General features: G+C 53.1%; 22 protein-coding genes and 1 tRNA gene. 8 read left to right on the plus strand and 15 right to left on the minus strand.

Translation table 11 applies throughout. The features are described from left to right. Window positions 1–8: 8 nt before the first annotated feature. The 4 genes from cas8c to M3A44_06345 all read right to left on the minus strand — a co-directional run bounded on the left by cas8c (window position 9) and on the right by M3A44_06345 (window position 6,362). Window positions 9–1,985 (minus strand): type I-C CRISPR-associated protein Cas8c/Csd1, encoded by a 1,977-nt coding sequence (gene cas8c / locus M3A44_06330; protein ID MEQ6341269.1) that lies wholly within the window; start codon window positions 1,983–1,985, stop codon window positions 9–11. Next, complete coding sequence (gene cas5c, locus M3A44_06335) at window positions 1,982–2,713, minus strand: type I-C CRISPR-associated protein Cas5c (GenBank protein MEQ6341270.1); 732 nt, start codon at window positions 2,711–2,713, stop codon at window positions 1,982–1,984. The genes cas8c and cas5c overlap by 4 nt, the downstream gene beginning before the upstream one ends. Then, window positions 2,697–5,198 carry a CRISPR-associated helicase Cas3' gene (gene cas3 / locus M3A44_06340; protein ID MEQ6341271.1) on the minus strand — a complete coding sequence of 834 codons (2,502 nt, stop codon included), beginning with the start codon at window positions 5,196–5,198 and terminating at the stop codon, window positions 2,697–2,699. The genes cas5c and cas3 overlap by 17 nt, the downstream gene beginning before the upstream one ends. 186 nt (window positions 5,199–5,384) lie before the next feature. Continuing rightward, window positions 5,385–6,362 (minus strand): YafY family transcriptional regulator, encoded by a 978-nt coding sequence (locus M3A44_06345; GenBank protein ID MEQ6341272.1) that lies wholly within the window; start codon window positions 6,360–6,362, stop codon window positions 5,385–5,387. 85 nt (window positions 6,363–6,447) lie between these two features. On the opposite strand from M3A44_06345, the gene M3A44_06350 reads away from it, so the two are divergent. Beyond that, window positions 6,448–7,626, plus strand: coding sequence for an MFS transporter (locus M3A44_06350; GenBank protein ID MEQ6341273.1), 1,179 nt, complete (start codon window positions 6,448–6,450; stop codon window positions 7,624–7,626). Between the two features lie 7 nt (window positions 7,627–7,633). Here the strand turns inward: M3A44_06350 and M3A44_06355 are convergent, their stop codons facing one another. From M3A44_06355 to M3A44_06365, 3 genes are read right to left on the minus strand one after another with little or no spacing between them, the layout of a single operon-like run. After that, complete coding sequence (locus M3A44_06355; GenBank protein ID MEQ6341274.1) at window positions 7,634–7,999, minus strand: phage holin family protein; 366 nt, start codon at window positions 7,997–7,999, stop codon at window positions 7,634–7,636. 9 nt (window positions 8,000–8,008) lie between these two features. Beyond that, entirely contained in the window at window positions 8,009–8,863 is an 855-nt protein-coding gene (locus M3A44_06360) for an HDOD domain-containing protein (GenBank protein ID MEQ6341275.1), read from the minus strand. Then, window positions 8,853–9,194 carry a hypothetical protein gene (locus M3A44_06365; protein MEQ6341276.1) on the minus strand — a complete coding sequence of 114 codons (342 nt, stop codon included), beginning with the start codon at window positions 9,192–9,194 and terminating at the stop codon, window positions 8,853–8,855. Before M3A44_06365 ends, M3A44_06360 begins: the two co-directional genes overlap by 11 nt. 183 nt (window positions 9,195–9,377) lie before the next feature. Between M3A44_06365 and M3A44_06370 the strand changes: the two genes are divergently transcribed. Beyond that, window positions 9,378–9,453: transfer RNA gene (locus tag M3A44_06370), tRNA-Asn, on the plus strand. Between the two features lie 151 nt (window positions 9,454–9,604). Here the strand turns inward: M3A44_06370 and M3A44_06375 are convergent. Then, complete coding sequence (locus M3A44_06375; GenBank protein MEQ6341277.1) at window positions 9,605–10,786, minus strand: pyridoxal phosphate-dependent aminotransferase; 1,182 nt, start codon at window positions 10,784–10,786, stop codon at window positions 9,605–9,607. 76 nt (window positions 10,787–10,862) lie between these two features. Here M3A44_06375 and uvrB point away from each other — a divergent pair, with 76 nt between their 5' ends. Continuing rightward, entirely contained in the window at window positions 10,863–12,887 is a 2,025-nt protein-coding gene (gene uvrB / locus M3A44_06380; GenBank protein ID MEQ6341278.1) for an excinuclease ABC subunit UvrB, read from the plus strand. A gap of 69 nt (window positions 12,888–12,956) precedes the next feature. On the opposite strand, the gene M3A44_06385 is transcribed toward uvrB, so the two are convergent. The 3 genes from M3A44_06385 to M3A44_06395 form a co-directional block, all read right to left on the minus strand. Next, window positions 12,957–14,186 carry a hypothetical protein gene (locus M3A44_06385; GenBank protein ID MEQ6341279.1) on the minus strand — a complete coding sequence of 410 codons (1,230 nt, stop codon included), beginning with the start codon at window positions 14,184–14,186 and terminating at the stop codon, window positions 12,957–12,959. A 182-nt stretch (window positions 14,187–14,368) separates the two neighbouring features. Next, on the minus strand, window positions 14,369–15,331 hold the full coding sequence (locus M3A44_06390) for an ethylbenzene dehydrogenase-related protein (protein MEQ6341280.1): 963 nt from the start codon (window positions 15,329–15,331) through the stop codon (window positions 14,369–14,371). A 38-nt stretch (window positions 15,332–15,369) separates the two neighbouring features. Continuing rightward, a complete protein-coding gene (locus tag M3A44_06395; GenBank protein MEQ6341281.1) occupies window positions 15,370–15,972 on the minus strand; it encodes a NapC/NirT family cytochrome c in 603 nt (200 codons plus the stop codon). An 83-nt stretch (window positions 15,973–16,055) separates the two neighbouring features. Between M3A44_06395 and M3A44_06400 the strand changes: the two genes are divergently transcribed. Further along, window positions 16,056–16,811, plus strand: coding sequence for an IS5 family transposase (locus M3A44_06400; GenBank protein MEQ6341282.1), 756 nt, complete (start codon window positions 16,056–16,058; stop codon window positions 16,809–16,811). A 427-nt stretch (window positions 16,812–17,238) separates the two neighbouring features. Further along, on the plus strand, window positions 17,239–17,817 hold the full coding sequence (locus M3A44_06405; protein MEQ6341283.1) for a cytochrome b/b6 domain-containing protein: 579 nt from the start codon (window positions 17,239–17,241) through the stop codon (window positions 17,815–17,817). A gap of 126 nt (window positions 17,818–17,943) precedes the next feature. On the opposite strand, the gene M3A44_06410 is transcribed toward M3A44_06405, so the two are convergent. Next, window positions 17,944–18,354: a DUF11 domain-containing protein gene (locus tag M3A44_06410; protein ID MEQ6341284.1), complete on the minus strand. Its 411-nt coding sequence runs from the start codon at window positions 18,352–18,354 to the stop codon at window positions 17,944–17,946. Between the two features lie 213 nt (window positions 18,355–18,567). Between M3A44_06410 and M3A44_06415 the strand changes: the two genes are divergently transcribed. Further along, entirely contained in the window at window positions 18,568–19,257 is a 690-nt protein-coding gene (locus M3A44_06415) for a response regulator transcription factor (protein ID MEQ6341285.1), read from the plus strand. Window positions 19,258–19,276: 19 nt separating this feature from the next. Further along, window positions 19,277–20,428, plus strand: a complete 1,152-nt coding sequence (locus M3A44_06420; protein MEQ6341286.1) for a DUF2220 family protein — start codon at window positions 19,277–19,279, stop codon at window positions 20,426–20,428. A gap of 29 nt (window positions 20,429–20,457) precedes the next feature. Here M3A44_06420 and M3A44_06425 read toward each other — a convergent pair whose 3' ends face one another. From M3A44_06425 to M3A44_06435, 3 genes are all read right to left on the minus strand, one after another. Further along, entirely contained in the window at window positions 20,458–21,306 is an 849-nt protein-coding gene (locus tag M3A44_06425; protein ID MEQ6341287.1) for an alpha/beta hydrolase, read from the minus strand. Next, on the minus strand, window positions 21,294–23,264 hold the full coding sequence (locus M3A44_06430) for a DUF4105 domain-containing protein (protein MEQ6341288.1): 1,971 nt from the start codon (window positions 23,262–23,264) through the stop codon (window positions 21,294–21,296). Before M3A44_06430 ends, M3A44_06425 begins: the two co-directional genes overlap by 13 nt. Before the next feature lie 127 nt (window positions 23,265–23,391). Then, window positions 23,392–23,895 carry a DUF3015 domain-containing protein gene (locus tag M3A44_06435; protein ID MEQ6341289.1) on the minus strand — a complete coding sequence of 168 codons (504 nt, stop codon included), beginning with the start codon at window positions 23,893–23,895 and terminating at the stop codon, window positions 23,392–23,394. A 179-nt stretch (window positions 23,896–24,074) separates the two neighbouring features. Here M3A44_06435 and M3A44_06440 point away from each other — a divergent pair, with 179 nt between their 5' ends. Further along, window positions 24,075–25,241 (plus strand): IS4 family transposase, encoded by a 1,167-nt coding sequence (locus M3A44_06440; protein MEQ6341290.1) that lies wholly within the window; start codon window positions 24,075–24,077, stop codon window positions 25,239–25,241. The last annotated feature ends 167 nt before the right edge of the window (window positions 25,242–25,408 follow it).

The raw sequence follows: 25,408 nt of genomic DNA on the forward strand, positions 1-25,408 counted from the left end.
TGTTTTCCTTAAATGGTTTCGGTAGAGGTGGCTTCAGTATTCTCGTCTTGTTCCGTTTCAGGTTTTTCTCGGAGTTTTTGTCGCTGGCAGTGGTAGCCCAGTAAAAACTCCCCGGATAGCTTTCTTTCATCAATGAAGTCGTCGCCCTGAAACAAACAAATGACTTCATCAAGCTGCCTTTCCCTTGTATATAAAAATCCCGGCGCTCTTGAACGGAGGCGCGACTTGTAAGGCGCCAATGAAAGCTCAATATTTCGCCATGTCGGGTTCGGGTGGTCGGCGAAACGTTGCATGAGTTTTGCAGCCGATGTATCGCGTGACTCTTTTGTCATATCCAGCGCAAATTTCTCGATGTTTTCCGCAATCGCTAAAAGTCGGCCATACAAATAATCGCGTGTGGTTCGATTCAGTTCTAATGCCATTTGGTAACCCCTTTTTTTGTGATAACCCCTAGATAAAGCACAGGCAATGCCCAACACTTTTTCCCACTCATCCTCATACATCTTGCCGTTGCGCTTTTTTCTTTCCATCCCTAATCTGTTGCAAGCCCTTCGGGTTACTGATTCAACCAAATCACGAGGAACTAATTGCCCATCAATAATACAGGGCAGTAAACGCTCCACTGTTGCATTGCGTAGCTTCTCGTTCAATCTGCGACCGAAGGCAGCTTCTGCAATATCCTTAGGCGCGGGTGCACCGATGAACTTCACTTCCTTGCCGAAGTCCTGGCCATAGTTTTGATACCAGGCATGATCTTTATGCCATGCTTCAATTCTCTCAAGAAATTCAGCGCAACCAGGTTCCCGATAGTAGGTCATCGCCATGCGACCGGGGGTGGCCGAATCCAGGCCCATCACCACAATCTCATTGGTGGAGCCGAGTTCTGCCCGATACCCGGCAAGGAGCTTTGCAAGTCGCTTACCAAAGGCTTGCCCTGCATCACCTTGAGGCACATGCTCAGGCACTTGTTCGGTTTCTGACTCATCTGTTGCAACACCAAATAGCTCAAAAGAATTGTCCGTCGGGGCGGGTATCCTTTTGCCGGACACAGCCCACGCAACAATAGCTTGATCGCCATTTCGATATGCCTGTCGCGCAATCAGCCAACGCAAAGCGTTATGTGCTTTTTGTGTGACCTCGAAGCCCACCCCACATGCTTGGTCAGCATCAATAAATCTCCCGCGAAACGTAAAGCCGCTGGTGTCATTGGATGAAATGAATTTTGCTTTATCCGCGCCATGTCTGAGTTTGGCGGGATGTTGCTCTGCCAAATTCAGAATATCACCTGTGACCAAACAAAGCCCTTTGCTATCTTTTTGGCTGCTGTAGAAGCCAATCCAAGCATCCATCAAACCCTGATCTTTCCAAGTTTCCGGCAAAGGTTCACCAGGGATTTCCACTCGCCAACGAATGACTGCACCATCGGGGGAATTGCCGTTAGGCATGATGCCGAAAATCGCGGGCGCTTCTTTTTTGTCGCCTATCCACTCCGCCAGCAACTGTCCATCCTCATTGATGGGCAAGATTTTTTCTCGCACAAGATCGCCAACTAAATTCCCGTTCTGCACATAAGTTTGAATCGCGATTATTTTAGGATGCGTGAAAGATGAATTCGCCCAGTCGGACAAAAGAGATAGGTAAATCTTATGAGGTTCTGTTGGCTCGCCTGCAAACCCTGATGTTACCACACCGCCAAATTTGAGAAAGTCACCCGCGAGGTATTGCAGCTTGTCGCATAGTGGGTGATTGATGGGCTTGCTTCCAGCCCGACCAACAGATGCTTCTGTGCATGGCACAAGCGTCACGCCTTGCCCTTTTGGAATTACATTGGCACGTAAGAAACCACCTTTTCCGTCAATACTCACCTCGATGTGCGCTTGTTGGGAGGTATGGCATATTGGTTCCAGCGAAGTCCCGGTATTCGACAAGTCAGCTTGACCAGCACACTGCTCATAAGTCTCATAGAGTTTCTGAATCCAGCTCATGTCAACTCCTCTAACGACAAAGGCTCCTCATTTTCTACATCAAGAAGATTCTGCCCACGCTCAAATTTCTTCATGGTCATTTCCCTGACGAACTTACGAAGTTTGCAGTCCTCGGGGCGAGTAAATCGAATCACCCCATTCACCATCGTGGGTTGCCAAAAGCGAGTATGGAGATTGTTGTCACCAGTTTCATCGGGATAATCAAACCCGTGAAACATGAGTCCGTAAGCAAGTTCACCATCATGATCGTAAGCCCCTTCCCCAGAACCAAACTTGCAAGCTTCGACATAGCCTTGGCAATCACGGGTGCCAAGAAAAATGTCTTGGCGACCGCCACGTTCCAGCATTCGCTTGGCGACGATGTGATGCTTGGATTCGTTGCGGTCTTCCACTAGTTCAGGCCGGTGCATATTCCATTCAAAATGCGCTTTCACCTGATATTCAACATCCGACAGAAAAGTGTAGATCGCCAAGGTGTTGCCACCGCAATACTCCCGTGGCTTGGTGCCTTTGGTCTGAGTGCGAATGCGCTTCATCACCCGAACTTCGTCAATCACCCAAACAATGGTGGGCTTCCAGTAGATCGACTTGGCAACGCCCTTGAGAGCCTCGTAAGTCGGGATATGGTATGAACACTTCTCGCCGCCGATTTTTGTCAACGGGTCGGTGAACAGGGCAAATCGCCCCCACACCTTGAATTCAATGCTGCTTCTAGCTGGAACAGACACAAAGAGCCTCCATTATTCCTTTGGGCTCTAAACTCAGCCCAAAATCTTCGTTGTAGTAGCGGGCATCTGATAGATAAAGAATATCCACCCCCGTTTGTATTTCATGCAAGGCATTCTCCTTTTGTAGCTTTTCCAACTGGTGAGGAAATACGTTGACGGTATATTGCTGCGCCCGGCGCAAGAGTTTAAATTGCTTTTCAACCTCGAATGCCCCGCAAAGCTCACCAATCAATTTTTTTCCCGCACTTCCGTAGGGAACGATAACACCCCGAGTCGGCGCATCAATCGAGTTGAACGCCTTGGCAGCAGCCATGAATGACTGACGAAGATACAGATTGAAAGGCGTGCCATGACAACGGTGAAATTCCTCTGCTGCATTGGCATTGCCAGCAAGCAGATTTAACAACGTGTCGTCATGTCCCAATACTTTACTGCTTACCGGGTAATCCATTTCGCCGCGTCGCTCCGCAAAATAGTAGTTGAAGTAGCAAGCTATAGCAGACGGACTAAGCAAGTCGTTGTCAAATTGGGCGGGATCTTTTTCAAATTCGTCGAGAAGCCGCTCTGTAACACGCTGCCCACAAGCGATGTCCACGAGCATATCCACTCGCTCTTCGCTGAGGTTGACGACATGGACATGCCCAATATCACGCAGTCCATTCCGGTTGCATCTACCCGCTGCCTGCGCAATGGAGTCCAGTCCTGCAACTGAGCGGATAACCGCACCAAAATCCACATCCACGCCCGCTTCAATCAATTGGGTGCTGACGCATAGTATTGCCTCCTGGGCTTTAAGGCGTTGCCGAATTTCCGCCAGAATTGCACGTCGGTGAACTGGACACATGCTCGTACTCAAGTGATATATCGGCATGGCTGTCTTCTCATCGCGGCACAACTGAAATATCGCTTGAGCCGATTTCTTGGTGTTGACGATCACTAGGCAGCTATTAGCTTTTCTGGCTTCTTCCATTGCAAGAGTTGCAACTTCCTTATCTGACCAACCTCCGGGTTTTCTCCGATTGAGAACTTCGACCCGTTTGAGCTTTCTGAAAAGCTCACCCACATCAGGCATGATTTCATTGCTCGGTGGAATGCGTAGCGCACCTTTGGATTGCTCGACCATATCCATGAGTGGTTGTGTGGCTGTGCATAACACGACTGTCGTGCCGCAATGTTCAACGAGATAATTGATAGCGTTGCAGAAGAGGTGAATGCAATTGACGGGTAGTGTCTGGATTTCATCAAATACCAATACGGCATTGGCTAATTGATGCAACCGCCGTGCTCCGCGTGTACCCGCACCGAACAGCGTTTCTAGCATCTGTACGTTGGTGGTGTAAATGACTGGTGCATCCCAATTTTCGACCAATATCTTGGTTATCCAATTTTCCTCTTCCGGCATAAGGTTGGAATGATGCTCAAGCACAACGCTGCCGGTTTTCACTCCATCCGGTTCAAGAATTTTCAGAACCACGTCGGCATTCTGGTCGATAATAGAGGTAAAAGGAATGGCATAAATCACCCTATCCATTTTGTGTTTTTTAGCGTGATGCAGAGCAAAGCGCAGGCTGGCGAGAGTCTTGCCGCCTCCCGTTGGAACCGTCAAGGTGTAGATACCTTTGCCCTTCTCTGCTTTGTCCCGGCAATGTTGAGAGATGCTGAGACGCAGTTCGTCGATGGGATGTTTGGCAACAAAACTTGATAGACGCATATCAAGCCGATTTATCAAATGCGTCCAATTGCCATATTGTCCATGTCTCCTAGCCTTTGCGGCGTGTGGTTTTTCAAAGTCAGCACTGTTGATACGGTCGGCATCAATCAGGCAACTGAACATATATCGAACAAGCAGCCCAACCTTGAATCGGATAATTCGTTCATCGCCACGGCTTTCTCCACGTACAATTTTTCCAATGGATTCTTTGATGCCGTTAATAATCTCTTCTGGACTGTTCACTAATTCATGAAAGCGAGCCTTAACTGTATCGTCCATTTTGTCCATAGCTTCCCGAAGATGGGTGCGATCATCTGATTTTCTAATTCTCCTGGTGAAGTTATCTGCCCCTAAGCTTTTAGTGTCCGAAGACAGGCAATCAATCAAGCCTGAATGGTGGGATGCGATGCACAAGGCGAGTATCTGACCAACGACTTTTCCAAGCTCGCCGTGCTTAGAAAATTCTTGCCAAATTAGCTGCGCACCAGCTGTGGAATGGTCTACCTTTCCTTTCTTGCTCTTCGCATCAACATAATCATCTTCGTCTTGGTCGATCAAACCCACGGCCGATTTCAGATAAATCTGAAACTCATCGCTGTACTTGCCCAAGTCATGGAGCAGACCAATCAGCTCGCCTTGATTCTGCAAGCCAATCTTGGCTGCCAGTGACTTTGCAATTATCGAAACCTCAAGTAGATGAGCCTCTAAACTTTGCTCTTTTCCATCTGACTTTCGTTGATGTGCAATGTAGGTCATCGCGTCGCTATTGTCCATTGGTTGATAGCATAGATGGGGTGCTCAATTCATTCGCCAGACGTACCCGGCCGAACATGAGCCAAAAATGGGTTTCCGGGGTTTTTCATAACTCACTCAAATTAAGGCTGTAGCTTTGTCTTGTTGTTCTTTTTACCATAGGCACAGGCTCAAAAGCTGAGCCTCTGAATGGCCCGTGAAAAATATTTATACGTCGCGGCCATATCCCTTCAATGCCTCCCATAACCGCTCAACAACCTCCTTCCGTAACCCCTCCGGCCCCACCACTTCCACGTCTGGCCCGTATTTCAGGATATCCATGATCAATTCACGAGAATCACCGTAGGGTATGCGCAATTCATAGCTGCCGTCTTTCAACCAGCTCCCTTGCTGGGCGGGGTGCCATTGCTCGTCGGCTACCCAGCGGGCGCGCTCGGGGGTGAAACGGAGTATGGCGGTGTGGGTGGCTTGGCCTGCGAAGATGCCATAAGCGCTGGTGAAGTGAAGGTCGAGTTGGGTGTCGTTGATGTCTTCAGCGGGGTTGTTTAGTGTGCGGGCGTTTTGAATGCGGTCGATGGAGAAGCTGCGCAGGGCTTGCCGTTGGTGGCACCAGCCGTCTACGTACCAGTTGTCGCGGTAGTGGACGAGCCGTTGCGGTGAGATTTCGCGTTCGGTGAGTTGGTTTTTTTCGCGCCCGAGGTAACAGAGATGCAGGCGTTTGCGTTGCATTAGGGCGCCGGCGACAGTTTGGAAAGATTCGCCTGTGATGCGCCGTGCGGTGCTGTATAGAATGCGTACGCGGCTGGGGAGTTCGCCGCTGCCGAGGTGTTCGGTTTCGAGGATGGTTTCGATGCGTTTGCGTAATGGGGAAAGATGCGTTTCCAATAAGCCGGGCTGGGTTTGATTCAGTAATTGCTGCACGGCGAGCAGGGCATAAAGTTCGGAGGCGTTGAACCAGAGGCCAGGGAGTTCGTAGGGATGTTCGCCGCTTTGTGTGTAATGATAGCCGTTGGCTTTGCGATCATAGACGATGGGTGCGCCGATGAAATTTCGCATGTCTTCGATGATGCGATTTAACGTGGCGCGGGAGCATTCGAGGCGCTGTTGAAAAATCTGCCCCGGCACAGGATAACGTGCGTTACGCAGTTCTTTGTGCAGGGCGTAGATGCGGTCGAAGCGATCCATGAGTTTTTTGTTTTGTTATGAGCCTCATGACGCTACATTAAGTCATTACCTTGCGCAAGTGTTGATTGGTGAGATTATTGCTACCATGAAAAAGCCCCTTCCTCGCACTGTTGTCATTCTCGGGCTGGTCAGTTTTTTTAATGACCTGGCCTCGGAAATGGTGACACCACTGATTCCCATCCTGCTTGCAACCGTGCTCGGCGCGGGACCTGTTGCGCTGGGGTTGATCGAAGGGATGGCCGATGCGGTGTCGAGTCTTCTCAAGCTCTGGTCGGGCAGATTCTCTGATGTGCTGGGCGGAAGGCGCAAGTGGCTGACATTTTATGGCTACCTGATTTCCAACATCGCCCGGCCAGCGCTGGGTCTGATTGGAAGTTGGTGGATGATGGCGGGTCTGCGCAGTATTGACAGGGTGGGGAAGGGCATTCGCACGGCTCCCCGCGACGCCCTTGTGTCGGATGCAGCGGCGCCGGAAATCAGGGGCTATGCCTACGGTTTTCAGCGTGCGCTGGACAATGCCGGAGGTATGGGTGGCAGCCTGCTCGCTGCCGCTGTACTGACGTTGTCATCCCTGTCATTGTCCCAAGTCATACTCTGGTCAGCCATTCCAGGGTTTGCCGGGGTCTTGCTGATTGCCTTTGGCATTAAAGAGAAGACCAAGGAGATCGATCCTCCGCAACGAGAGCCTCTCCCGCCTTTGAGCTGGCGGCTGCTTTCGGCGCCGATGCGGCGTTATCTGATGGTGTTGGTGATTTTTACGTTCGCCCGTGCTTCCGAGACATTCATCGTGTTGCGCGGCAATGAGTTGGGCATGGGAGTGGTTGAGTTGCTACTGCTGTGGGCTGCGCTGAATGGCGCCAAGTCGGTATCCTCGTGGCGGGGCGGCAAATTGGCTGATGCCCTGGGGCTGGAAAGGCTGGTGCTGATAGGTTGGGTGGCCTACTCTGTCGGCTTCTTGTTGTTAGGCGCGGTGTCGCAAACTACCACCTTGTGGGCGGCGGCGATTACCTATGGTTTTCTGGCAGGTCTGAGCGAGGGAGGAGAGCGCGCGTTGATTGGCGCCTTTGCGGGGGCCGACGAACGCGGCACGGCCTTTGGCTGGTACAACATGGCATTGGGTTTGGCCGCTATTCCCGCAGGCCTGCTGTTTGGCGGGATCTGGCATTTCTGGGGCGCAGGCGTGGCATTCACCGCCGCAGGCCTGTTCGCGGCACTTGCTGCACTGTTATTGCATTTCTGGGCGAGGGTTTCTCTGAAACACTGACGGTCTGCTATTTGCCGATGAGCAGGTTGCTAAAAAAGCCGAAAATGGAAATAAACAACGCAACAAAAAAACCGGTCCAAAACCCATCGATAGTAAAGCCTGGCACCAGCCATGCCACCAGCAACAACATCGACGTATTGATGATCAGCAGGAAAAACCCCAGGGTGAGCACCGATAATGGCAAGGTCAGGATGACCAGCACGGGGCGGATAATGGCATTGGCGAAGCCAAGCAGCAGGGCGGACACCCAGAGCGCGCCAGCGCTCGCGAAGGAAATGCCTGAAAACAGGTAACTTGCCACCCATAAGGCAAGGGTGATGATCGCCCAGCGCAACAGCAGCGCGAGTACCGGATTGAACGCGGCCGTCATCATTCTGACCTCCTACGCCGCATCCGGATAGACCAGGCGCAGCGCCTCACTGAATCGCGTCTCCGCCTCGATAACCACCGGTTCGACCACATCCTCCGAAAGGCCGACGAGATCCCACGCCACGGATTCAAAAGGCGCCACATGACGGTTGCCGCTGCTGCCGAATTGCACAGCACTCGCAATAATGTTGGCAAGATGGGTTATCGCCGCGTCCAGCGGGAATTGTGGTGCCAGCAAAGGTGTGTGATGGAAGGCTACCGCCTCTTCCAGATGCGCGGGCAACTTCCATGCGCGCAGCAGTTCTCCTCCCACAGTGGCATGGTCAAACCCCATCACCGCTCGCTCCGCCTGGCAGAGCGTCTCGCTGCCATGCGATGCCCGCAACAGCGCCTCACGCGCCAGTTCAGGGATTTTGCGGTAGATCAGCAAGCTGCCCACATCATGCAGCAGTCCTTCCACGAAAAATCTTTCCGCATGGGATTCACCACGCCGCGCCGCCAGTCCGCGCGCCACTAGGGCGCAGCCAATGCTGTGGCGCCAGAAACTGTCCATGGTGACGATATCATTCGGCAAACCTGAAAACAATTTGACGACCGATGTCGCTAGAATCAAATCGCGCAATTCATGCATGCCAACGATGGTAATGGCCCGGGACACCGTATCAATCTTGCCTGGGAAACCATAAAAAGAACTGTTAACTATTTTCAGCAAGCGTGCCGTTAATCCCGCATCCTGGCTGATTACCCGCCCGATGTCAGCAGCCGAATAGTGCGGGTTGTCGATCATCTCATTAACGCGCAGGAATACCTCTGGCAGTGACACCAGGCGGAGTGTGCCTGCAACGATCTCGTGTGGGCTAACTGTCATGCCGGCAGGCCCCCGCGCCTGCGTGTCCTACGCGCAGCTCGCACAGTCGGATAAGGGTTTTGATGAACGGGTGATTGACATTGTTATGCCGGAATAATTCCAGCATGTGGGGTTGCTGGTCAAGGGACTCTGCGAGCGAGGGTGAATTTTCGCTGGTTTGCCCCGGCGTATCCAGGATTCGAACCTGCTCGATCCCGTGCGCCTTGAGCATGAGCAGGTGTTTGCGCGAAAGTTGGGCTCCGGCCTCCAGCAACAAGCTGCCGCTTGTGGAGCTTACGCTTGCGGCAAGTATGGCGCCGGGCTGGATCTCATCAATATTTTTATCCGTCATGTGTTACCCCGTGCTCCTTTTGCTTACGTCTTACTTGTTGTATTTTTTAATTTTTTTGATTTTACACTTTCCCGGTTATCAAGCAAGAGGCGTAAATTACGGCAATGGCCTGATTTTATGCCGCGTTTCTATTGACCGGCAGAGGCGGTATAAGTACTATACGCAACCTCTAGTTGCAAATCTTCCCCGGTAGCTCAGTCGGTAGAGCAAGTGACTGTTAATCACTGGGTCGGCGGTTCGAGTCCGTCCCGGGGAGCCAATTTCTTTAAGACTTATTGTCTATAGCTCAAGTGCTTTTGTAACACTTTGGGTTTGTCCCAAGGTTTTCGAGAGATGCTTTTGAAGCCGGGCGCGGACTTTCAGTCCGCTGCCCCCGGCGCCAGAGACCACCGGCTTTAGCCGGTGGTCGTTCAGGTGTTGACGAAGCCCTTTATCCTCCGCAACGCTTCCCGCAGATTGTCCATATGGGTGGCGAATGACAGGCGCATGTAGCCCGGTGCGCCGAATGCCGATCCCGGCACCAGGGCTACGCCGGTTTCATTGAGCAGATACTCCGCCAGCTCCACGTCGGTGGTGACCCCATCCAGAGAGTCGATCACACCTTGCATGCAGGGGAAGGCGTAAAACGCCCCTTGCGAGGGTAGGCATTTGACCCCATTAATCGTATTCAGCTCCGCAACCACGAAGTCATGGCGTTCCTTGAAGGCTACAAGCATGGTCTGGATACACGACTGGTCACCCTCCAGGGCGGCTTGCGCGGCCACCTGGGAGATGGAGGCGGGGTTAGAGGTGCTTTGTGACTGGATGTTGGTCATGGCTTCTATGAGCGGCGTCGGGCCTGCGGCATAGCCGATGCGCCAGCCGGTCATGGAATAGGCCTTGGATACGCCGTTCAGCATGATAGTGCGTTCATAAAGATCGGGGCAGGCGTTAAGGATGTTGCAGAAGGGCTCTTCGCTCCACAGGATGTGCTCATACATGTCGTCATTGGCGATCAATACCTGCGGATAATCGCGCAGCACTGCGCCCAAAGCCTCCAGTTCGGCGCGGGTGTAGGCAACGCCGGTGGGGTTGGAGGGGCTATTGATGACAAACAGGCGGGTTTTGGGTGTGATTGCTGCCCGCAGTTGTTCGGGAGTGATCTTGAAGCCTTGCTCGATGCCCGCATACACGATGACAGGCTGGCCATCGGCGAGCAGCACCATATCGGGATAAGACACCCAATAGGGGGCGGGGATGATTACCTCGTCGCCAGGATTGAGTAGCGCCTGCGCCAGATTATAGAAGCTCTGCTTACCGCCGCACGACACCAGGATCTGATTCGGCATATAGTTAAGGCCGTTGTCGCGTGCAAACTTGGCTATAATGGCTTTCTTCAGGCCGGGGATGCCGTCCACGGCGGTATATTTGGTGAAGCCATTATGGATGGCCTGGATGGCGGCCTGTTTGATGTGCTCCGGTGTGTCGAAATCCGGTTCGCCCGCACCCAGGCCAATGATGTCGCGTCCCGCAGCCTTGAGCTGCGCGGCGCGTGCCGTGACGGCGAGTGTGGGTGAGGGTTTAATGCGTTGGACGCGATTGGAAAGTTGAATGTTCAAGCCAGTGTTCCTGAATAGTCTGAATCTCAACCCTTAATAATACTTGAATAGCGGCATTACCAAAATCCCCATGAGCAAAACTTTTCATATTGATGTGCCCATGACGCCGGCGGGCGACCAGCCTGCGGCGATCAACGCGCTTGTTGAGGGGCTGGAGGCTGGCCTGGTGAAGCAGACGCTACTCGGCGTGACCGGCTCAGGCAAGACCTTTACCATCGCCAATGTCATCCAGGCCGTGCAGCGGCCCACCTTGATTCTGGCCCCCAACAAGACCTTGGCGGCCCAGCTTTATGGTGAGATGCGCGATTTCTTCCCGGGGAACGCCGTGGAGTATTTCGTTTCCTATTACGATTACTACCAGCCCGAGGCCTATGTCCCTGCCTCAGATACCTATATAGAGAAAGACTCCTCGATCAACGAGCATATCGAGCAGATGCGTCTGTCTGCCACCAAGGCGCTGCTGCAGCGCAGGGATTGCATCATTGTCGCCACGGTGTCCGCCATTTACGGCCTGGGTGATCCGCAGGCCTATCTGAGCATGGTGCTGCACGTGGTGCGCGGTGAAACGATCAATCAGCGCGACCTGCTGCGCCGCCTCGCCGATCTGCAATACACGCGCAACGACATCGAGCTGCACCGAGCCACTTACCGCGTGCGTGGCGAGGTGATCGACATCTTTCCGGCGGAGTCCGACCGTGAGGCATTGCGCATTGAGCTGTTCGATGATGAGGTCGAGTCCCTGGCCTGGTTTGATCCGCTTACCGGTGAGATCCTGCGCCGCGTGCCGCGCGTGACCATCTTCCCCAAGAGCCACTATGTAACGCCGCGCCAGACCTTGCTCGACGCCATAGAGAGAATCAAGGACGAGCTGCGCGAGAGGCTGGACTACCTGTATGCCCAGAACAAACTGGTCGAGGCACAGCGTCTTGAGCAGCGCACGCGCTTTGATATCGAGATGATCATGGAGCTGGGCTATTGTTCCGGCATCGAAAACTACTCGCGCTATCTGTCGGGTCGCCCGGCAGGCGAGCCGCCGCCGACACTGTTTGATTACCTGCCAAGTGGTGCGCTGCTGGTGATCGACGAAAGCCATGTCACCCTGCCGCAACTGGGCGCCATGTACAAAGGCGACCGCTCGCGCAAGGAAAACCTGGTGAATTACGGTTTTCGCATGCCGTCGGCGCTGGATAATCGTCCGTTGCGCTTCGAGGAATTCGAGCGCATCGCGCCGCAGACTATTTATGTCTCCGCCACGCCGAGCGCTTATGAGCTGGAACACTCCGGGGCGATAGTCGAGCAGGTGGTGCGTCCGACCGGTTTGATCGACCCGGAAATCGAGGTGCGTCCGGTGGGCACGCAGGTGGATGACCTGCTGTCTGAGATCAACAAGCGCGCCGCGATTAGCGAGCGCGTTCTAGTGACCACACTTACCAAGCGCATGTCCGAGGATCTCACCGACTATCTCACCGATCACGGCGTTAAAGTGCGCTATTTGCATTCAGATATCGACACGGTGGAGCGCGTCGAGATCATTCGCGACCTGCGGCTGGGCAAGTTCGACGTGCTGGTGGGCATCAACCTGCTGCGCGAGGGTTTGGATATTCCAGAGGTGTCGCTGGTGGCCATTCTTGATGCGGACAAAGAGGGCTTTTTACGCTCCGAGCGTTCCCTCATCCAGACCATCGGCCGTGCCGCGCGTAACTTGCATGGCAGGGCGATTCTCTATGCGGACCGGATCACTGGCTCCATGGAACGCGCCATCGGCGAGACCGAACGTCGCCGCAACAAACAGATCGCCCACAACGAGGCGCATGGCATCACACCGCGCGGCGTGGAAAAAACTATTTCCGACATTATGGAAGGCGCTTATCCTGGTAGCCCCGGCTCACCCAAGCAATATGCTCAGATAGCCGATGAAATCGCGACGTATGCCGCGCTCTCGCCTGAGAAGCTGATGCAAAAAATCAAGAAGCTGGAACAGCAAATGTACAAGCACGCCCGTGACCTGGAGTTCGAAGAGGCGGGCCGCATCCGTGATGAAATCCACAAGATCCAGCAATATGGGTTGGGGATGCCGGATGTGAAGGCGGGATGAATTTCTAGGGGGTAAAATGCTGATATGCCGCCGAAGAATTTCTTCGACGGCATATCAGGTTAAAGACTTTTAGAAGGCAAAGAACAGCCGCACACTGGCGTAATCCATTTTCTTGGAACTCACGGGGGCGGCGCCCTCGACACCGGCTTTCTGCAGCTCTTTGACATAGGCAGCAGTGAGCTTGATGTTTTGGTAGGGGGCGTACACCAGGCCGCCGGTCATCTGTGATTCGATTGCACTGCTCGAATAACCATTGTCGGTGCGATCAAAACGCGCCATTGCCATCCAGCCACGCTGAATTTTATAGTCTCCCTGTAACGCAAAGCCGGTGACATTGCCGTGCGCATCATTGCCGGAGTTGTCCCTGGAGTATTGCGCACGTACATCCACGGGATCAAAGCGCCAATTGCCGGCCACAGTATACATTTTCACATTTGTATTTCTGTCATCGTAATAGAGCAGGGAGACCGAGTTCTTCTTCAGAATATCCCAACGCCCCATCAGCCAGTAATCGAGTTTATTTTTGTTGTCGGGATCCGTCTTGGGATTGGCTAAGGCTGCGGCCCAGATGAATTGGTCGTTGTACCCATAATATTCAATCGCCGATCTTGGATCATAGCCGCTACCCACTGGCGTGAAACCACGGTCTTTGCCATCGTTGCTGTAGGATGCAATCTTTGGGACCAGGGAATCAATGCCCGCACCATTGCCATAGAAAGATGTCCATGTAGTCGGATCCAGTGAGCCAACGCGAGCATTTAGCAGAGTTGTGTCATTAAAGTTTGTCTTGCCGATGAAGTAGCGGTCCATCTCAACAACGCCGTCGGGGGAGTGTTCCAGTTCCGCCCAGATTGGAACATCCTTGGCGATGGTTCCGGTTGCAAGCAGGGTGAGTTTGGTGGGCTGGCCGATAGTTTTTTTGTTGGAATCACCTGTCTTTTCTAGGAGAGAGAGATTGCCAGTGACGGAGAAAATTTCCGAAATCCGTCCTAAAAAGAGGTCGTCTGCTACCTTCTTTTTTTCTTCTCCATCTTTTGATTTGTCTTCGCCTTCAATACCAGTGACAGCCTGTTCTTCAGAGCTGCCCGGCATCTGGAAACCGTTTCTCATAAAGCGTTCGCCTTTCTCGTTGAGGCGCGGGAAGGAAACGCTGTGACATTTATTACAAGCGGCCCCCGTGGAGCGGGCAAAGGCCGGTGTGGCTTGCGCGGTTGTGCTCACCATACTCAACATGCCGCCAAGCACTAAGGAAAATAGTAATGCGATTCCCGCCCAGGTGTTTTTGATCTGTACTATCATAGATATCTCCCTTTACATTGTTGTTGATCCAATTTGGTAAACCCTGAAAAAGTCCATCCCTGGAATTTTTCAGCTCGCAAAGCAGAAAGCAGCCTCGCTGCACGTTTCAAAATGTAAGTTTTAAAACGTGTCCATTCATCCCTGAACGGCGGGAATCTCTGAGCAAACCGGAGGTCCCTTTATTATTGTTTAACTGCTATAAAATCCGCATTGCCGCTATCAATAGCTAAATTTCTTCCGAAAGACAGATAGTGGAAGCGTCCCTCGGTATAGTCATCGTGAATCGCGAATCCCACCATATAGGTAGAACCTGGCGCAAAATCTTCCTGTCCATCACCGGAAGATTTGAGCGGGCGGCTCATCACCACCGTCCACTTGCCGTCCTTGAATGCCGAGGTGGCATCGATGCTCTTTTCGGGTTTGTGACGCTTTTCGAGAATGTATCCACTGCCAGCCTTCGCGGGCTGTCCTTTGTTCAGTTTGGCCTGCCAATACTCCATAAAGACGCCGCTTTTCAGAAGCGTCTCCAGTTCGGCTGGAGACTTGAAGTCATCCCCCCCGCCTTGGCGTTTTAGTTTGTTGCGCGAAGCGGGTAGATAGAGGGTTCTTTCTTTTCCGGTTGTGGCGCTCGCCATGTCGGTGGCATCATCATGACAACCTGCCCAGCAACCGGCAATGGCAGCTTCCTTGACGACCTTGCCGCTCGCGAACATGACAGCGAGTTTTACAGCGTTATCGGGATCCATCTTCTTGGGCGCATGGAAATTGGGGTCGGTCCACTCTACACGTACGTAAAGACGTTCGTTATCGCGGGCGAACTTGGCATTCGCCTTCAAAAAGCCCGATTTGCCACTGATAGGGGTGGGTTCGAGTTTTTTCCCCGAGACGAGGACGGTGCCCATATCCTTTTCTTCACCGTCATGGCATTCGAGGCATTTTGTGCCATTTTTTACGCTTTTTGATGCGCTATGATCTGTCAGCAGCCATTCCCATGATGCCTGGCCGGGATAGAATAATACAATATCCTGCCCCTTGACAGCATCCCAATTCACTGTCGGGGCTGCGCTTGCGTGCGTGCCAATCATGCAAAAAGCCGAAGCAACAAATAACGAGAGCAAAGTCCTTGATGGCGGGTTTTTATTCATGGAAGCCTCCTGGTTACGCTGATAAATTGCATGATGATTTACGGGGATATAGAAAAGGTGTCTTCTGCGCCTTCGTTCTTTTTTGTTTGCTCATGAATTGGTTTGTGTGCGATGCCTTTGTGGCAATCGATGCAGGTTGAGCCATCCTTCATTGCATTCTGGTGCTGTTTCTGTGCCCTAAGGCGTTGGTTTTTGAGTTCCATGGCGCCAAACTGGTGGCAGTTGCGGCATTCTTGTGAGTTATTCGCTTTCATACTATCCCATACGCGCTGGGCCATCTCCGGCCGCCTGGCTTCAAATTTCTCTGGTGTATCTATGGTTCCGGCGAGATGATGATAAACATCCTTTGCGGCCATGATTTTGCGAATCAGCGTGGGTCCCCAGCTCCTGGGAATGTGGCAGTCAGAGCAGTCGGCACGGACACCATCTGGGTTATTGTAGTGAATGGTCTTCTTGTATTCTTCATAAACCGTTGTTTTCATCTCGTGGCAGGAGATGCAGAATTCGGTTTTGCTGGTATATTCAACTGCGGAAGGAATGGCAAGCGCACCGATAACAATGCCACCGGCAAATATAAGGCCAAAGATGTACCACTTGGCGTGACGAAACATATCTTTTCCTTTTGTTGAGTTTTCTTCCATGCCGCAGCAGCCATCGCTGACGGGTGCTGCTAGGTTCTGTTGACGTTTCGCGGTTTTGGTAGAATCCGCCGTTTTAGGTTGGCATGGACAGAACCAAAATAAGCGATAGTGAGTGGGTGCGTATATTGTCACACTTAACTAAATTGACGGGCGTGCATCTCGGATCGCCCGATAAATGCAGGCGATTTATGGGCGCATCATTGTGGATACTGCGCACCGGCGCGCAGTGGCGGACGCTGCCGCCAGAGCATGGCAAATGGAATAGTGTCTTCAAGCGATACTCACGTTGGTGTGCGAATGGCGCATGGGATAGATTGCTCACTTATTTTTCTGAAGATGCTGATTTACAAGATGTTTCTATTGATGGAACGGTGACAAGAGCGCACGCCTGTGCCGCAGGCGCGGCGGGCAGTTCGGCTGAAAAAGAAGCGCTGGGGCGCTCCAAAGGTGGGTTTAGCTGTAAGATTCATGCGGCCTGTGATGCACTTGGCATGCCGATTGAATTCATTCTGACGGGTGGCCAAACGGCGGAGTGCACGGTCGCAATACCGCTGCTGGAAGGCATCCAAACATCAGCACTTCTGGCGGATAAAGGCTACGACACAAACGAGCTGCGCGCGTGGTTAAAGGCGCGTGGGATAGAGGTTGTGATTCCGCCGAAGTCGAACCGAAAAGAGAAAATTGACTGTGATTATTGGCTTTATAAGGAGCGACATGCCGTCGAATGCATGTTTGGCAAGCTCAAGCATTATCGCCGGATTGCTACTCGATATGAGAAAAAAGCTGTTAATTACATGGGAATGCTATCTTTTGCGGCGGTACTTTTGTGGCTGAGATGAAACGTCAACAGAACCTAGTGTTTAATTGCATTAGCTGGTGATATTACATTCTATATCACACAATTTATTTTTAACTTTGATACGGCATTAGCTTATGCAATTAAACGCTGGCACAGTATGATAGGCGATCAATATTAATTTAAGATTAAGGCCCCGTTAGTCGCCTGTCACATTCAATGGCATTGGGTGATGTGTCTGCGCGGCAGATTTTTTGGGTCGAGAGGGTATGGTTGCTGATCGGCGTTAACCTTGTTTTAAGTGTGGCCGCGTAATATGCACCCCATAGCAAGGCATGGGGTCTTGCCGGTTTTTGAGACAAGTGGCGATCATGCATACTTCAAGCAAACATGTTCTGACCAATACGGCAACAATGAGCGCGTCTGTTGGCGCGCGTCCTTCCAAGTCATCGTCAGACGAGATTCGAGCCATGAAATACAACAAATTGACACGCTGGCTTCATGCCGGTATTGCGCTGGGCGTCACCTTGCAGCTATTGCTTAGTTTGGTTATGGAAACACCAAGGCCGGGCCGGCCTTTCGGCGGCCTGGAAGCTACTGCTTTTGAATCTCACGAAGTGATTGGGTTATTTGTGTTCGGCGTGTTGCTGTTGCACTGGCTTTTTCTATTGTCCGGCCATATCCGTCTCGGGATGGAGCATTTGTTCCCATGGTTTTCGCGGCAACGCCGCGATGCCGTGACAGATGAAATCAAACAGCAGTGGGTGCGGCGCCGCTTGGATGACACGCATCAGATCAGTGCCATTGCCGGTGCAACTCATGGCCTCGGCCTGCTGGTGACGAGCATCATGGCGATAACCGGCGTCACCGTCTACTTCGGTATGGCGGAAAACGGCGCGATGCCGCCCGCCGTGGATTTCATCAAGGAAACGCACAGCTTTTTTGCAACGTTCATGTGGATCTACCTGATCAGTCATGCGGGCGTTGGAATGGTCCATCAGTGGCTGGGGCATCGCACGGTTTCCGATATGTTTGATTTGCGAAAATAGCAGATTTGGCATATGCGCATACTGCTGGTTGAAGATGATCAGATGATCGGCGAAAGCGTCCGTCACGGATTGCGCCATGCCTGACGTTATTTCCGAACAACGTGGTCTCAATTCTCAACTTGCACGCTAAAGTTCACCTGGCCTGGCCTGGCCTGGCGCCGCCGGTGACAGGTTTCCCGTCAACGTCCATTCGATAGCTCCCTTTGCTCCGGCCGCCGGTTGAGTGGTTACGTTGCAGGCGGTGATGCCCGCCGGTAGCGGTGCGCCGCAGTTTGCCGACAGAAATGTGGTGTACGCCGGTGTGGCATCACGGAGGACAATAGCGCTGACAGGGGTGCTGCCATTATTCTGGTAAGTAATTGTGTAGGTGATAGCTTCGCCAAGCTTGACAGTGAGCTTGTCGATGCTCTTGATGAGCGCCAGCCCCACGCTGCCTACTTGCGTCGTGTCGGTTAACGTCAGCGTGGAGGATAAGGCAGGGCTGGCATTGGTGTAGCTAAAGCTGGCGCCTATCGTTATCCCGTCCTGCGTGTTCATTGCGGTGCCTGGCGGGATGCTCACCTTGTCGATCAGGCACATTTGCTGGGCGGCCGTAACACTGATTGCGCCGGGCCGCCGTTTTATATAAGCTCTTGAATCTATTGCAAACTGTCTTGAGGTGCCTCTTGTCCAAGGAGTTTGGGTGGCCGACAACCTGTGTTACTATCGCCACGCAAACAGGGACCCTCACGGTCCAACAGGAAGCACACCATGAATATAGGATTAGTAGAAGACGACTTCGATCAGGCAGAATTCACCAGGCTGCTGCTCAACTACTCCGGCCACGAGTGCCAGCACTTCGCCAACGCCCACGATTTCATGGCGTCCGAACAGGGCAGGCATTTCGATCTGCTGATCCTGGACTGGGTGTTGCCTGACTTGAGTGGCATGGAGATTGTGGACTGGGTGCGCAATACCCAACGCTGGACCATGCCCATCATGATGGTCACCAGCCAGCGCCGCGAGGAAGACACGGTTGCGGCGCTCAAGATGGGCGCGGATGACTACATGATCAAACCGCTGCGCCAGTTCGAATTCCTCGCCCGCATTGACGCACTGACGCGGCGCGGCCGCGAAAGTGGTTCACCCAAAAAGAACGAAATCACCGTCGGCCCCTTCGTTATCTGCGCCTCGGACCGCACAATAACCAAGGACGGAGCGCGCGTCGACCTTTCCCCCAAGGAATTCGACCTGACGCTGCTCTTCTTCCGCAACGTGAACACCACGCTCTCGCGCGTCAACCTGCTCGATAGCATCTGGGACTACAACACCCACGTCAATACCCGCACACTCGAAACCCATGTCAGCCGGGTACGCAGCAAGCTTGGTCTCGTCCCGGAAAACGGCTGGCGCCTGTCCCCCGTTTATCAGCATGGCTACCGTTTGGAGAAGGTAGGCTAGCCCTTTGCTGGGGTGCGCCATGCAAGGTGGATTCATGGACGCGCCGCGCTGGTTGGAAGACGAAAGGGAAATCCTCGAGCTGCTTCACGCCTTTCTTGACAAACTGGACCGCAAACCCGCCGAAGAGTGGCAGCATCCACCGGCGGTAACACTAAACCAACCCTGTTTTCCCCGCTTGTTTCAGTTCGGCCAGGATGCCGACCGCACGTGGGGATTGTTGCGCGCGCTTGAGCAAGACTTTCACGTACTTACCATCAAGCTTGACCGCAAACGCGGCCCCTACGAACCTGAATATGCCCGTGCCCGCCTAGTGCTGAATCCTACGATGGAAGACACACTGCGTAACTGGCTGGCGCGGCCCAGGGAAACGCCGCTGCTCCGCCAATGGCAGGAGGCCGTTGAACGCGCGCAACACCATTTTCCGGGAGACAGCACCCGCCTCAAAGCCCGCCCCATCGTCATTCCCGGGAAGTCGCCCGAGGACATCGTCAAGGCGTTCATAGCCATTGCCGACATTGGCCGCAACGAACTCAATCTGCGCCAGATCAGCGCGCTTTCTTTCTGGGGGCATTCCAAGATCCTGGATAATCGTGAAGACCTGCTCACCGCCCTCTATCGCCATCTGGCCATCAAGCCTAGAAAGATACTGGTGAATGTCTATTTGCCAAAAACCGTTACCGGCGTTCTTTTTATAGAAAATCAGGACAGCTACACCAGCGCCGTCGAAGGCGCGCCCGCCGCTGCGGCCAACATGGCACTGGTCTATTGCTCCGGATTTCGCGGCAGCGCACAGCGCATCCGTGATCAGGCAGGGGTTAGCCTGCATTACCAGGGTGAGGGGTATGGGCGCTGGAGGGAAAGCTGGGAGCAATGGTGGTTATCGAGCAATGCTTATCCATGGCCGACCTATTTCTGGGGAGATCTGGATTATTCCGGAATGGCCATTTTGAAGGCTTTGCGGCAGCGCTTTCCCGAGATGCAAGCCTGGCCGCCGGGATACCACGATATGCTCCGTCATCTGCTCGAAGGACGTGGCCACTCCCCGGAAATGGGGGATAAAGAAGAGCAGATCGACCCTGGGATGACAGGGTGCCCGCTTGCCGACAATGTGCTGTTACCGGCGATCCGTGAACACAAATTATTTGTGGATCAGGAGATTGTTTTCAGGTGAAGATTGATGCGATAGGCAAAGCGGCTGGTTTAGCGTTTGCCTGATAGCAATGAGTCGAGATAGTCAATAAGTGCCCGGCGATATTCTTTGCCTTTGAAAGCCTCGATATGGCCGCTTCCCGGAACGACCCAGAGGGTTTTAGGGTCGGCTGCCACGTTGTAGAGCCGTTGACCGTGCGAAAGCGGTACGATACGATCCCGGTCACCATAGACGAGCAGTATCGGTATCGGCGTGACGCGCGCCACTGTATTCACTGGGCTGTAATCGTCGTTTATTGTCCATGACAACGGGTATTGCAAGGGCCATGTCATCCAGAAACCTGCCAGTTTTTCGCGGGTGATGTCGCGGTAACTGGAAAAGGCGCTTTCGACGATCAATGCCTTGATGCGTGAACGGTGGCGGCTGTGTGCCACAGTGTAGGTGGCTACGGCGCCCCCCAGGCTTTGGCCTAATACGATAAGCGGGGTGTCACGAGCCTCGGGCATTTCCGCCACGGCGTCGAGGGCGCTCTCCGCGTCCGCGTGCAGCCCCTTGATTTCCGGTGTTCCCCGCGATGCTCCATAGCCCCTGTAATCGGGAAGAAAGACGTTAAAACCCTCTTTGGGCAACCAGTGTACGGCGCCGATATGCGTGCTGATGTTCTCGGCATTGCCATGAAAAAAGACGACTGTGCCGCGTGCAGTGCCTTGCGCGGGTAGCCACCAGCCGTGCAGGGGCATATTGTCGTGCGACGTGAAAGATACATCACGGTAGTTGAGGCCAATCTGGTCTGGCGTGCGCACATGTTGCTGCATGGGATGAAAGAACAATCCCGTGCAGCCGGCAAGGGAGGGGAGCAGAAGAAAAAATAGCGCCCGCCATGTTTTCAGAGAAACCATTGCCAGCTCAACATCAAGTGATGGTAGCGATGATCGAAGTCTTCAATTGTAGCCCAGCGTAAACGCAAGTCATGCGCGGCGTTCAAGGAGTAGCGCTGCTCTAACGCCCATTCCTGCCGGGTATGGCGTTCGCCCAGCCCGTAGCGCAACACCCGCCCGCTCGCCTGGAGTTTCCAGCGGGGGCTTATGTCAACGAGTGCGCCGAGTCCCATCCCGGTCCCCAGGCTATAACCCTGATCCAAAGTATTGTGCAAGTCGAGTCCTGTTTCCCAGAGTCCATAGGCAAGCAGTCTTGGTCCCTTGCTGAAGGTGAGGCCCGCGCCTGCGTTCAGCGTGGCGAGCAATGGGTCGCGGTTGTTTACCCATTTGCGATCCATGCCAAAATTCACTTTCCACGATAGCGGCCAGCCCAGCGCCGAAACCGGGCTGAGCGAAACGATGTCTACTGGAATAAAACGCTGTAACTGTACACCATCACCGTGATAACGGCGTGCCGCAAGCTGGAAAAAGTTGATTTGCGCTCCGCGTACATAACCCTCGTCAGAGTCCAAAAGATCGTGGTACGCGGGCCGCACATTGATTTCCTCGAAATTTTTCCCATTTTCCCGGCCTGCAGCGAGAGAGATGCGCGCGGTTGCATGTCCTTGATCTGGGCGTGCTGCGGGTGTTGGTACTGGCGCCAAGCCGGTTTGCGTGGCAAGTTGGCTGCGAGCGGCTAAAAGGGCGTGGCTTGTATTGGTTTGTGTTTCCTCGTTACCGGATTTGGTTTGACGATAATTTGCGTATTCATAGCCTAGCTCCAGGAGCACGGCTTTTTGCGCGGAAGAAAAACCGCTTAGATGCTCGTCATCGGCGGTGACCTTTCCTGTGGCGAGGGCTTGTACAGTTGTTTGCCCTGCCTCGCCGAGGCCGATAAGACCGTTCTCAAGGATTTCACGACGTGAAGGCCGGTAGTAAACATTTTTCACAAAGCCATTTTGTGCGACAACGGCACGCACGGTATCTGAAGGAATCGCCCACCAATTGAAAGTATCTGTTAAATGTAGGCCGGGCCGCGCCGTTTCCAACAACGAAAGCAGGTGATATGAACAGTTTTCGTCAAAGAAAAAATAATCGAACCAGATGCCTCTCAGTTCCCAGGCGTGCCGTAACAGCCGATGCACTTCCTCGTCGGTGAGGTTGAGTTGATATTCCCAGACATCGCGGTTTTCGAGATCGCTGTACTCGCGGACTTTCAGGTAATAGGGTAGCACCGAAAAAAGCCCAGGATAACCGCCAAACAGGCCTTTGGCAGCGAATGCGATGCCATTGTCGTTGCCGGTTATCGCACCGAAATTCAAGGCGTAAGCAAGTAGGCGAGTACGGTCATTTTGTCCCTGCGCGTCGATACGTAATAAGGTGTGGCCGAACATCGAAGCTGGACTGTTCATATACGCAGTCGGGAAAATCAGCGTGATGCCCGCAGGGTTGAGCGCCTCCAGCCACTGGGCATAGCGTGGGCAGGGCTGCTCTGAGAGTCGGATGGGGTCGAAGTCGAGTTGCTGTTTTAGCCACTGGTAGCGGGCAATAAATGCGCATTGCGCATGCTGTGTATCAGGCTCTGTTGGTAATGGCTCAAAGAAGCGTGCCAACGTAGTTTCAAGTTCGGCCTGTGGATGAGTTTTTCCGACGGGGGAATTAAAAAATGGGGGCGCGTCAACCTGGCTACGAATGCTCCCTGGCAATAGCCCTGTTTTGTAATGCAGCAAACGTTGCCACTCGTCACGCTCAGCCAGGTGCTTCATGCGTGCGGAGTGCGTCAATTCAGCAAGATAGGGATTATCAGCGGCATAGGCCGGAAACCAAGACAGTGTCGTTATAAAAAACAAGGTCAGGCTGGTGAATGTTGCTCTATTGGCAGGGAATATTGAAAGAATGATCCTGAATTTTCCATTTAAGGCATAAGCCGATGGTTGCATGACAGCGATGAGTTCTAAAGAAAATTCTGATGCGGATGCCGCGAGGCAGGGAAGAACATTTCTGTGCGGGTCAAAAAAACAACCTTGGCGCACGGGTGTGCGCCAAGGTTGTTGCAGAGATCAAGCTTTAGATCTTCGCGGAATACTGGGCGAGACCGGCATCCGCGCTAACCACTTCTTTCAGCGACGCGCGTATTTCGGCGGCGCTCACATTGGTGGAGGGGAAGATGCGTGCAAAGTTGGCCTGAGAAACACGAGAAAAGTCAGCCTTGTGCTTTTCGTCGATGCCGATAAGGGCTGCGAGAGCGTCAAGAGTTTCACCCTGGCCAGCGGAAATGGCCTTAGCGAGGGCTTCTTTGTTGCCATCAATGAACATGGCGGTCTTCCAGGTTGAGCTTACTGTGCCATCCTGGGTGCAGCCGGACGTGCCCGAGGTGATGCCGAAGGTTTGGTTGGCAGAAGTGCCATTCGTGGTGACGGCCAATACCTGAGCGAAGATGCCGCTTTCTCCTTCGAACAGCTTGGAACCCCATCCGCAGCTACCGATGTTGTTTTCCCCGCCAGCCATGGCGAAACCGGGGGCTGCGGTGGCAATAGTGGCGGCGAACAGCAATCCTAGGGTACGTTTCATGAAATGTTCTCCTGAAGTAGTGTGATGATAATTATGTCTGGTCAGAAGTGTCCGGCAATTTCGCAAAGACGGCTATATAACATGATGATGTTGAATAGGAAAGTGTGTGTTTAGGGGTGTCACCGACTTGAACGTGAATTTTTTGGGAAACTGGGGCTTTCCCCCCAGGAGTTTCCGTCATGTATTCAGGCCAGTTGGTGTTCGCACAACTCATGGAGCATTTGCCCCTTCACACATTCCGTCGCTGCGTGCAGCGCTACCCTTCCAAATATCCCACCAAGACTTTTTCGCATCTCGATCAATTTCTCTGCATGGCGTTCGCGCAGCTGACTTACCGCGAAAGCCTGCGCGACATCGAAACCTGTCTGCGCGCCCACCAAGCCAAGCTCTATCACTTGGGCATACGAGGCAACATCGCCAAGAGCACGCTGGCCGATGCCAACGAGCAACGCGACTGTCGCATCTACGCGGATTTCGCGATGAGCTTAATCCAGACCGCCAGAAAGCTTTACGCCAGCGACAGCTTTGCGGTCGAACTGGAACAGACGGTCTACGCACTCGATACCACGACCATCGACCTGTGCTTGAGCGTCTTTCCGTGGGCACGCTTCCGCTCCACCAAAGCTGCCGTCAAGATGCATACGCTGCTCGACCTGCGCGGCAACATTCCAACCTTCATCCACATCAGCGATGGCAAGATGCACGAGGTCAATGTGCTCGATATCCTGATACCCGAAGCCGGCAGCTTTTACATCATGGATCGTGGCTTCACCGACTTCGCTCGCTGGTTCACCCTGCATCAAGCACAGGCGTTCTTTGTCATCCGTGGCAAATCCAATCTGCTCTTTCGTCGCGTCTACTCTCGCACCGTGGACAAGTCCACTGGACTGCGCTGCGACCAGACCATTGCATTGACTGCTCGCAAGGCCAGCAAGGATTACCCGCAGCACCTGCGACGCATCAAGTTCTACGATGCCGAACACGACAGGTTTCTGGTCTTTCTGACCAACAACTTCGACCTGCCTGCGCTGACCATCGCTCAGCTTTATCGTTGCCGCTGGCAGGTCGAGCTATTCTTCAAGTGGATCAAACAGCATCTTCGAATCAAGCGGTTCTATGGCACCACCGAGAATGCAGTCAAGACGCAAATATGGATCGCCATCGCGGTTTACGTCGTGGTCGCCATCGTGAAAAAGCGGCTCAATACCGAGGCTTCGCTTTACACAATCCTACAGATTTTGAGCCTGACTCTTTTCGAGAAAACGCCACTCGATCAATTACTTAAAAATGCGGAGACGCAAATGAGCATGCAGAAAGACAATAACCAATTGAATCTATTCAATTAAATTACCGGACACTTCTGATGTCTGGTGTAAATCTTCCCTTGAAAAACAGCCAAGAATTTCCACCGCTTACTTATAGCAACCTCCGCTTTTATCCGTCAAGCACTGTTTCCTCCCGATCCTCGTGGCGTCAAATTATGGACTTTGAACGTAGCCCACAGAATTACCTT

Source organism: Gammaproteobacteria bacterium, assembly GCA_040183005.1.
GTDB lineage: Bacteria > Pseudomonadota > Gammaproteobacteria.

What these genes read in the sequence shown, in the direction of transcription:
- cas8c (MEQ6341269.1), bottom strand. Translation starts at nt 1,985, where the DNA reads ATGAGCTGGATTCAGAAACTCTATGAGACTTATGAGCAGTGTGCTGGT.
- cas3 (MEQ6341271.1), bottom strand. Translation starts at nt 5,198, where the DNA reads ATGGACAATAGCGACGCGATGACCTACATTGCACATCAACGAAAGTCA.
- M3A44_06345 (MEQ6341272.1), bottom strand. Translation starts at nt 6,362, where the DNA reads ATGGATCGCTTCGACCGCATCTACGCCCTGCACAAAGAACTGCGTAAC.
- M3A44_06350 (MEQ6341273.1), top strand. Translation starts at nt 6,448, where the DNA reads ATGAAAAAGCCCCTTCCTCGCACTGTTGTCATTCTCGGGCTGGTCAGT.
- M3A44_06355 (MEQ6341274.1), bottom strand. Translation starts at nt 7,999, where the DNA reads ATGATGACGGCCGCGTTCAATCCGGTACTCGCGCTGCTGTTGCGCTGG.
- M3A44_06360 (MEQ6341275.1), bottom strand. Translation starts at nt 8,863, where the DNA reads ATGACAGTTAGCCCACACGAGATCGTTGCAGGCACACTCCGCCTGGTG.
- M3A44_06365 (MEQ6341276.1), bottom strand. Translation starts at nt 9,194, where the DNA reads ATGACGGATAAAAATATTGATGAGATCCAGCCCGGCGCCATACTTGCC.
- uvrB (MEQ6341278.1), top strand. Translation starts at nt 10,863, where the DNA reads ATGAGCAAAACTTTTCATATTGATGTGCCCATGACGCCGGCGGGCGAC.
- M3A44_06385 (MEQ6341279.1), bottom strand. Translation starts at nt 14,186, where the DNA reads ATGATAGTACAGATCAAAAACACCTGGGCGGGAATCGCATTACTATTT.
- M3A44_06390 (MEQ6341280.1), bottom strand. Translation starts at nt 15,331, where the DNA reads ATGAATAAAAACCCGCCATCAAGGACTTTGCTCTCGTTATTTGTTGCT.
- M3A44_06395 (MEQ6341281.1), bottom strand. Translation starts at nt 15,972, where the DNA reads ATGGAAGAAAACTCAACAAAAGGAAAAGATATGTTTCGTCACGCCAAG.
- M3A44_06400 (MEQ6341282.1), top strand. Translation starts at nt 16,056, where the DNA reads ATGGACAGAACCAAAATAAGCGATAGTGAGTGGGTGCGTATATTGTCA.
- M3A44_06405 (MEQ6341283.1), top strand. Translation starts at nt 17,239, where the DNA reads ATGAAATACAACAAATTGACACGCTGGCTTCATGCCGGTATTGCGCTG.
- M3A44_06410 (MEQ6341284.1), bottom strand. Translation starts at nt 18,354, where the DNA reads ATGAACACGCAGGACGGGATAACGATAGGCGCCAGCTTTAGCTACACC.
- M3A44_06415 (MEQ6341285.1), top strand. Translation starts at nt 18,568, where the DNA reads ATGAATATAGGATTAGTAGAAGACGACTTCGATCAGGCAGAATTCACC.
- M3A44_06420 (MEQ6341286.1), top strand. Translation starts at nt 19,277, where the DNA reads ATGCAAGGTGGATTCATGGACGCGCCGCGCTGGTTGGAAGACGAAAGG.
- M3A44_06425 (MEQ6341287.1), bottom strand. Translation starts at nt 21,306, where the DNA reads ATGGTTTCTCTGAAAACATGGCGGGCGCTATTTTTTCTTCTGCTCCCC.
- M3A44_06430 (MEQ6341288.1), bottom strand. Translation starts at nt 23,264, where the DNA reads ATGCAACCATCGGCTTATGCCTTAAATGGAAAATTCAGGATCATTCTT.
- M3A44_06435 (MEQ6341289.1), bottom strand. Translation starts at nt 23,895, where the DNA reads ATGAAACGTACCCTAGGATTGCTGTTCGCCGCCACTATTGCCACCGCA.
- M3A44_06440 (MEQ6341290.1), top strand. Translation starts at nt 24,075, where the DNA reads ATGTATTCAGGCCAGTTGGTGTTCGCACAACTCATGGAGCATTTGCCC.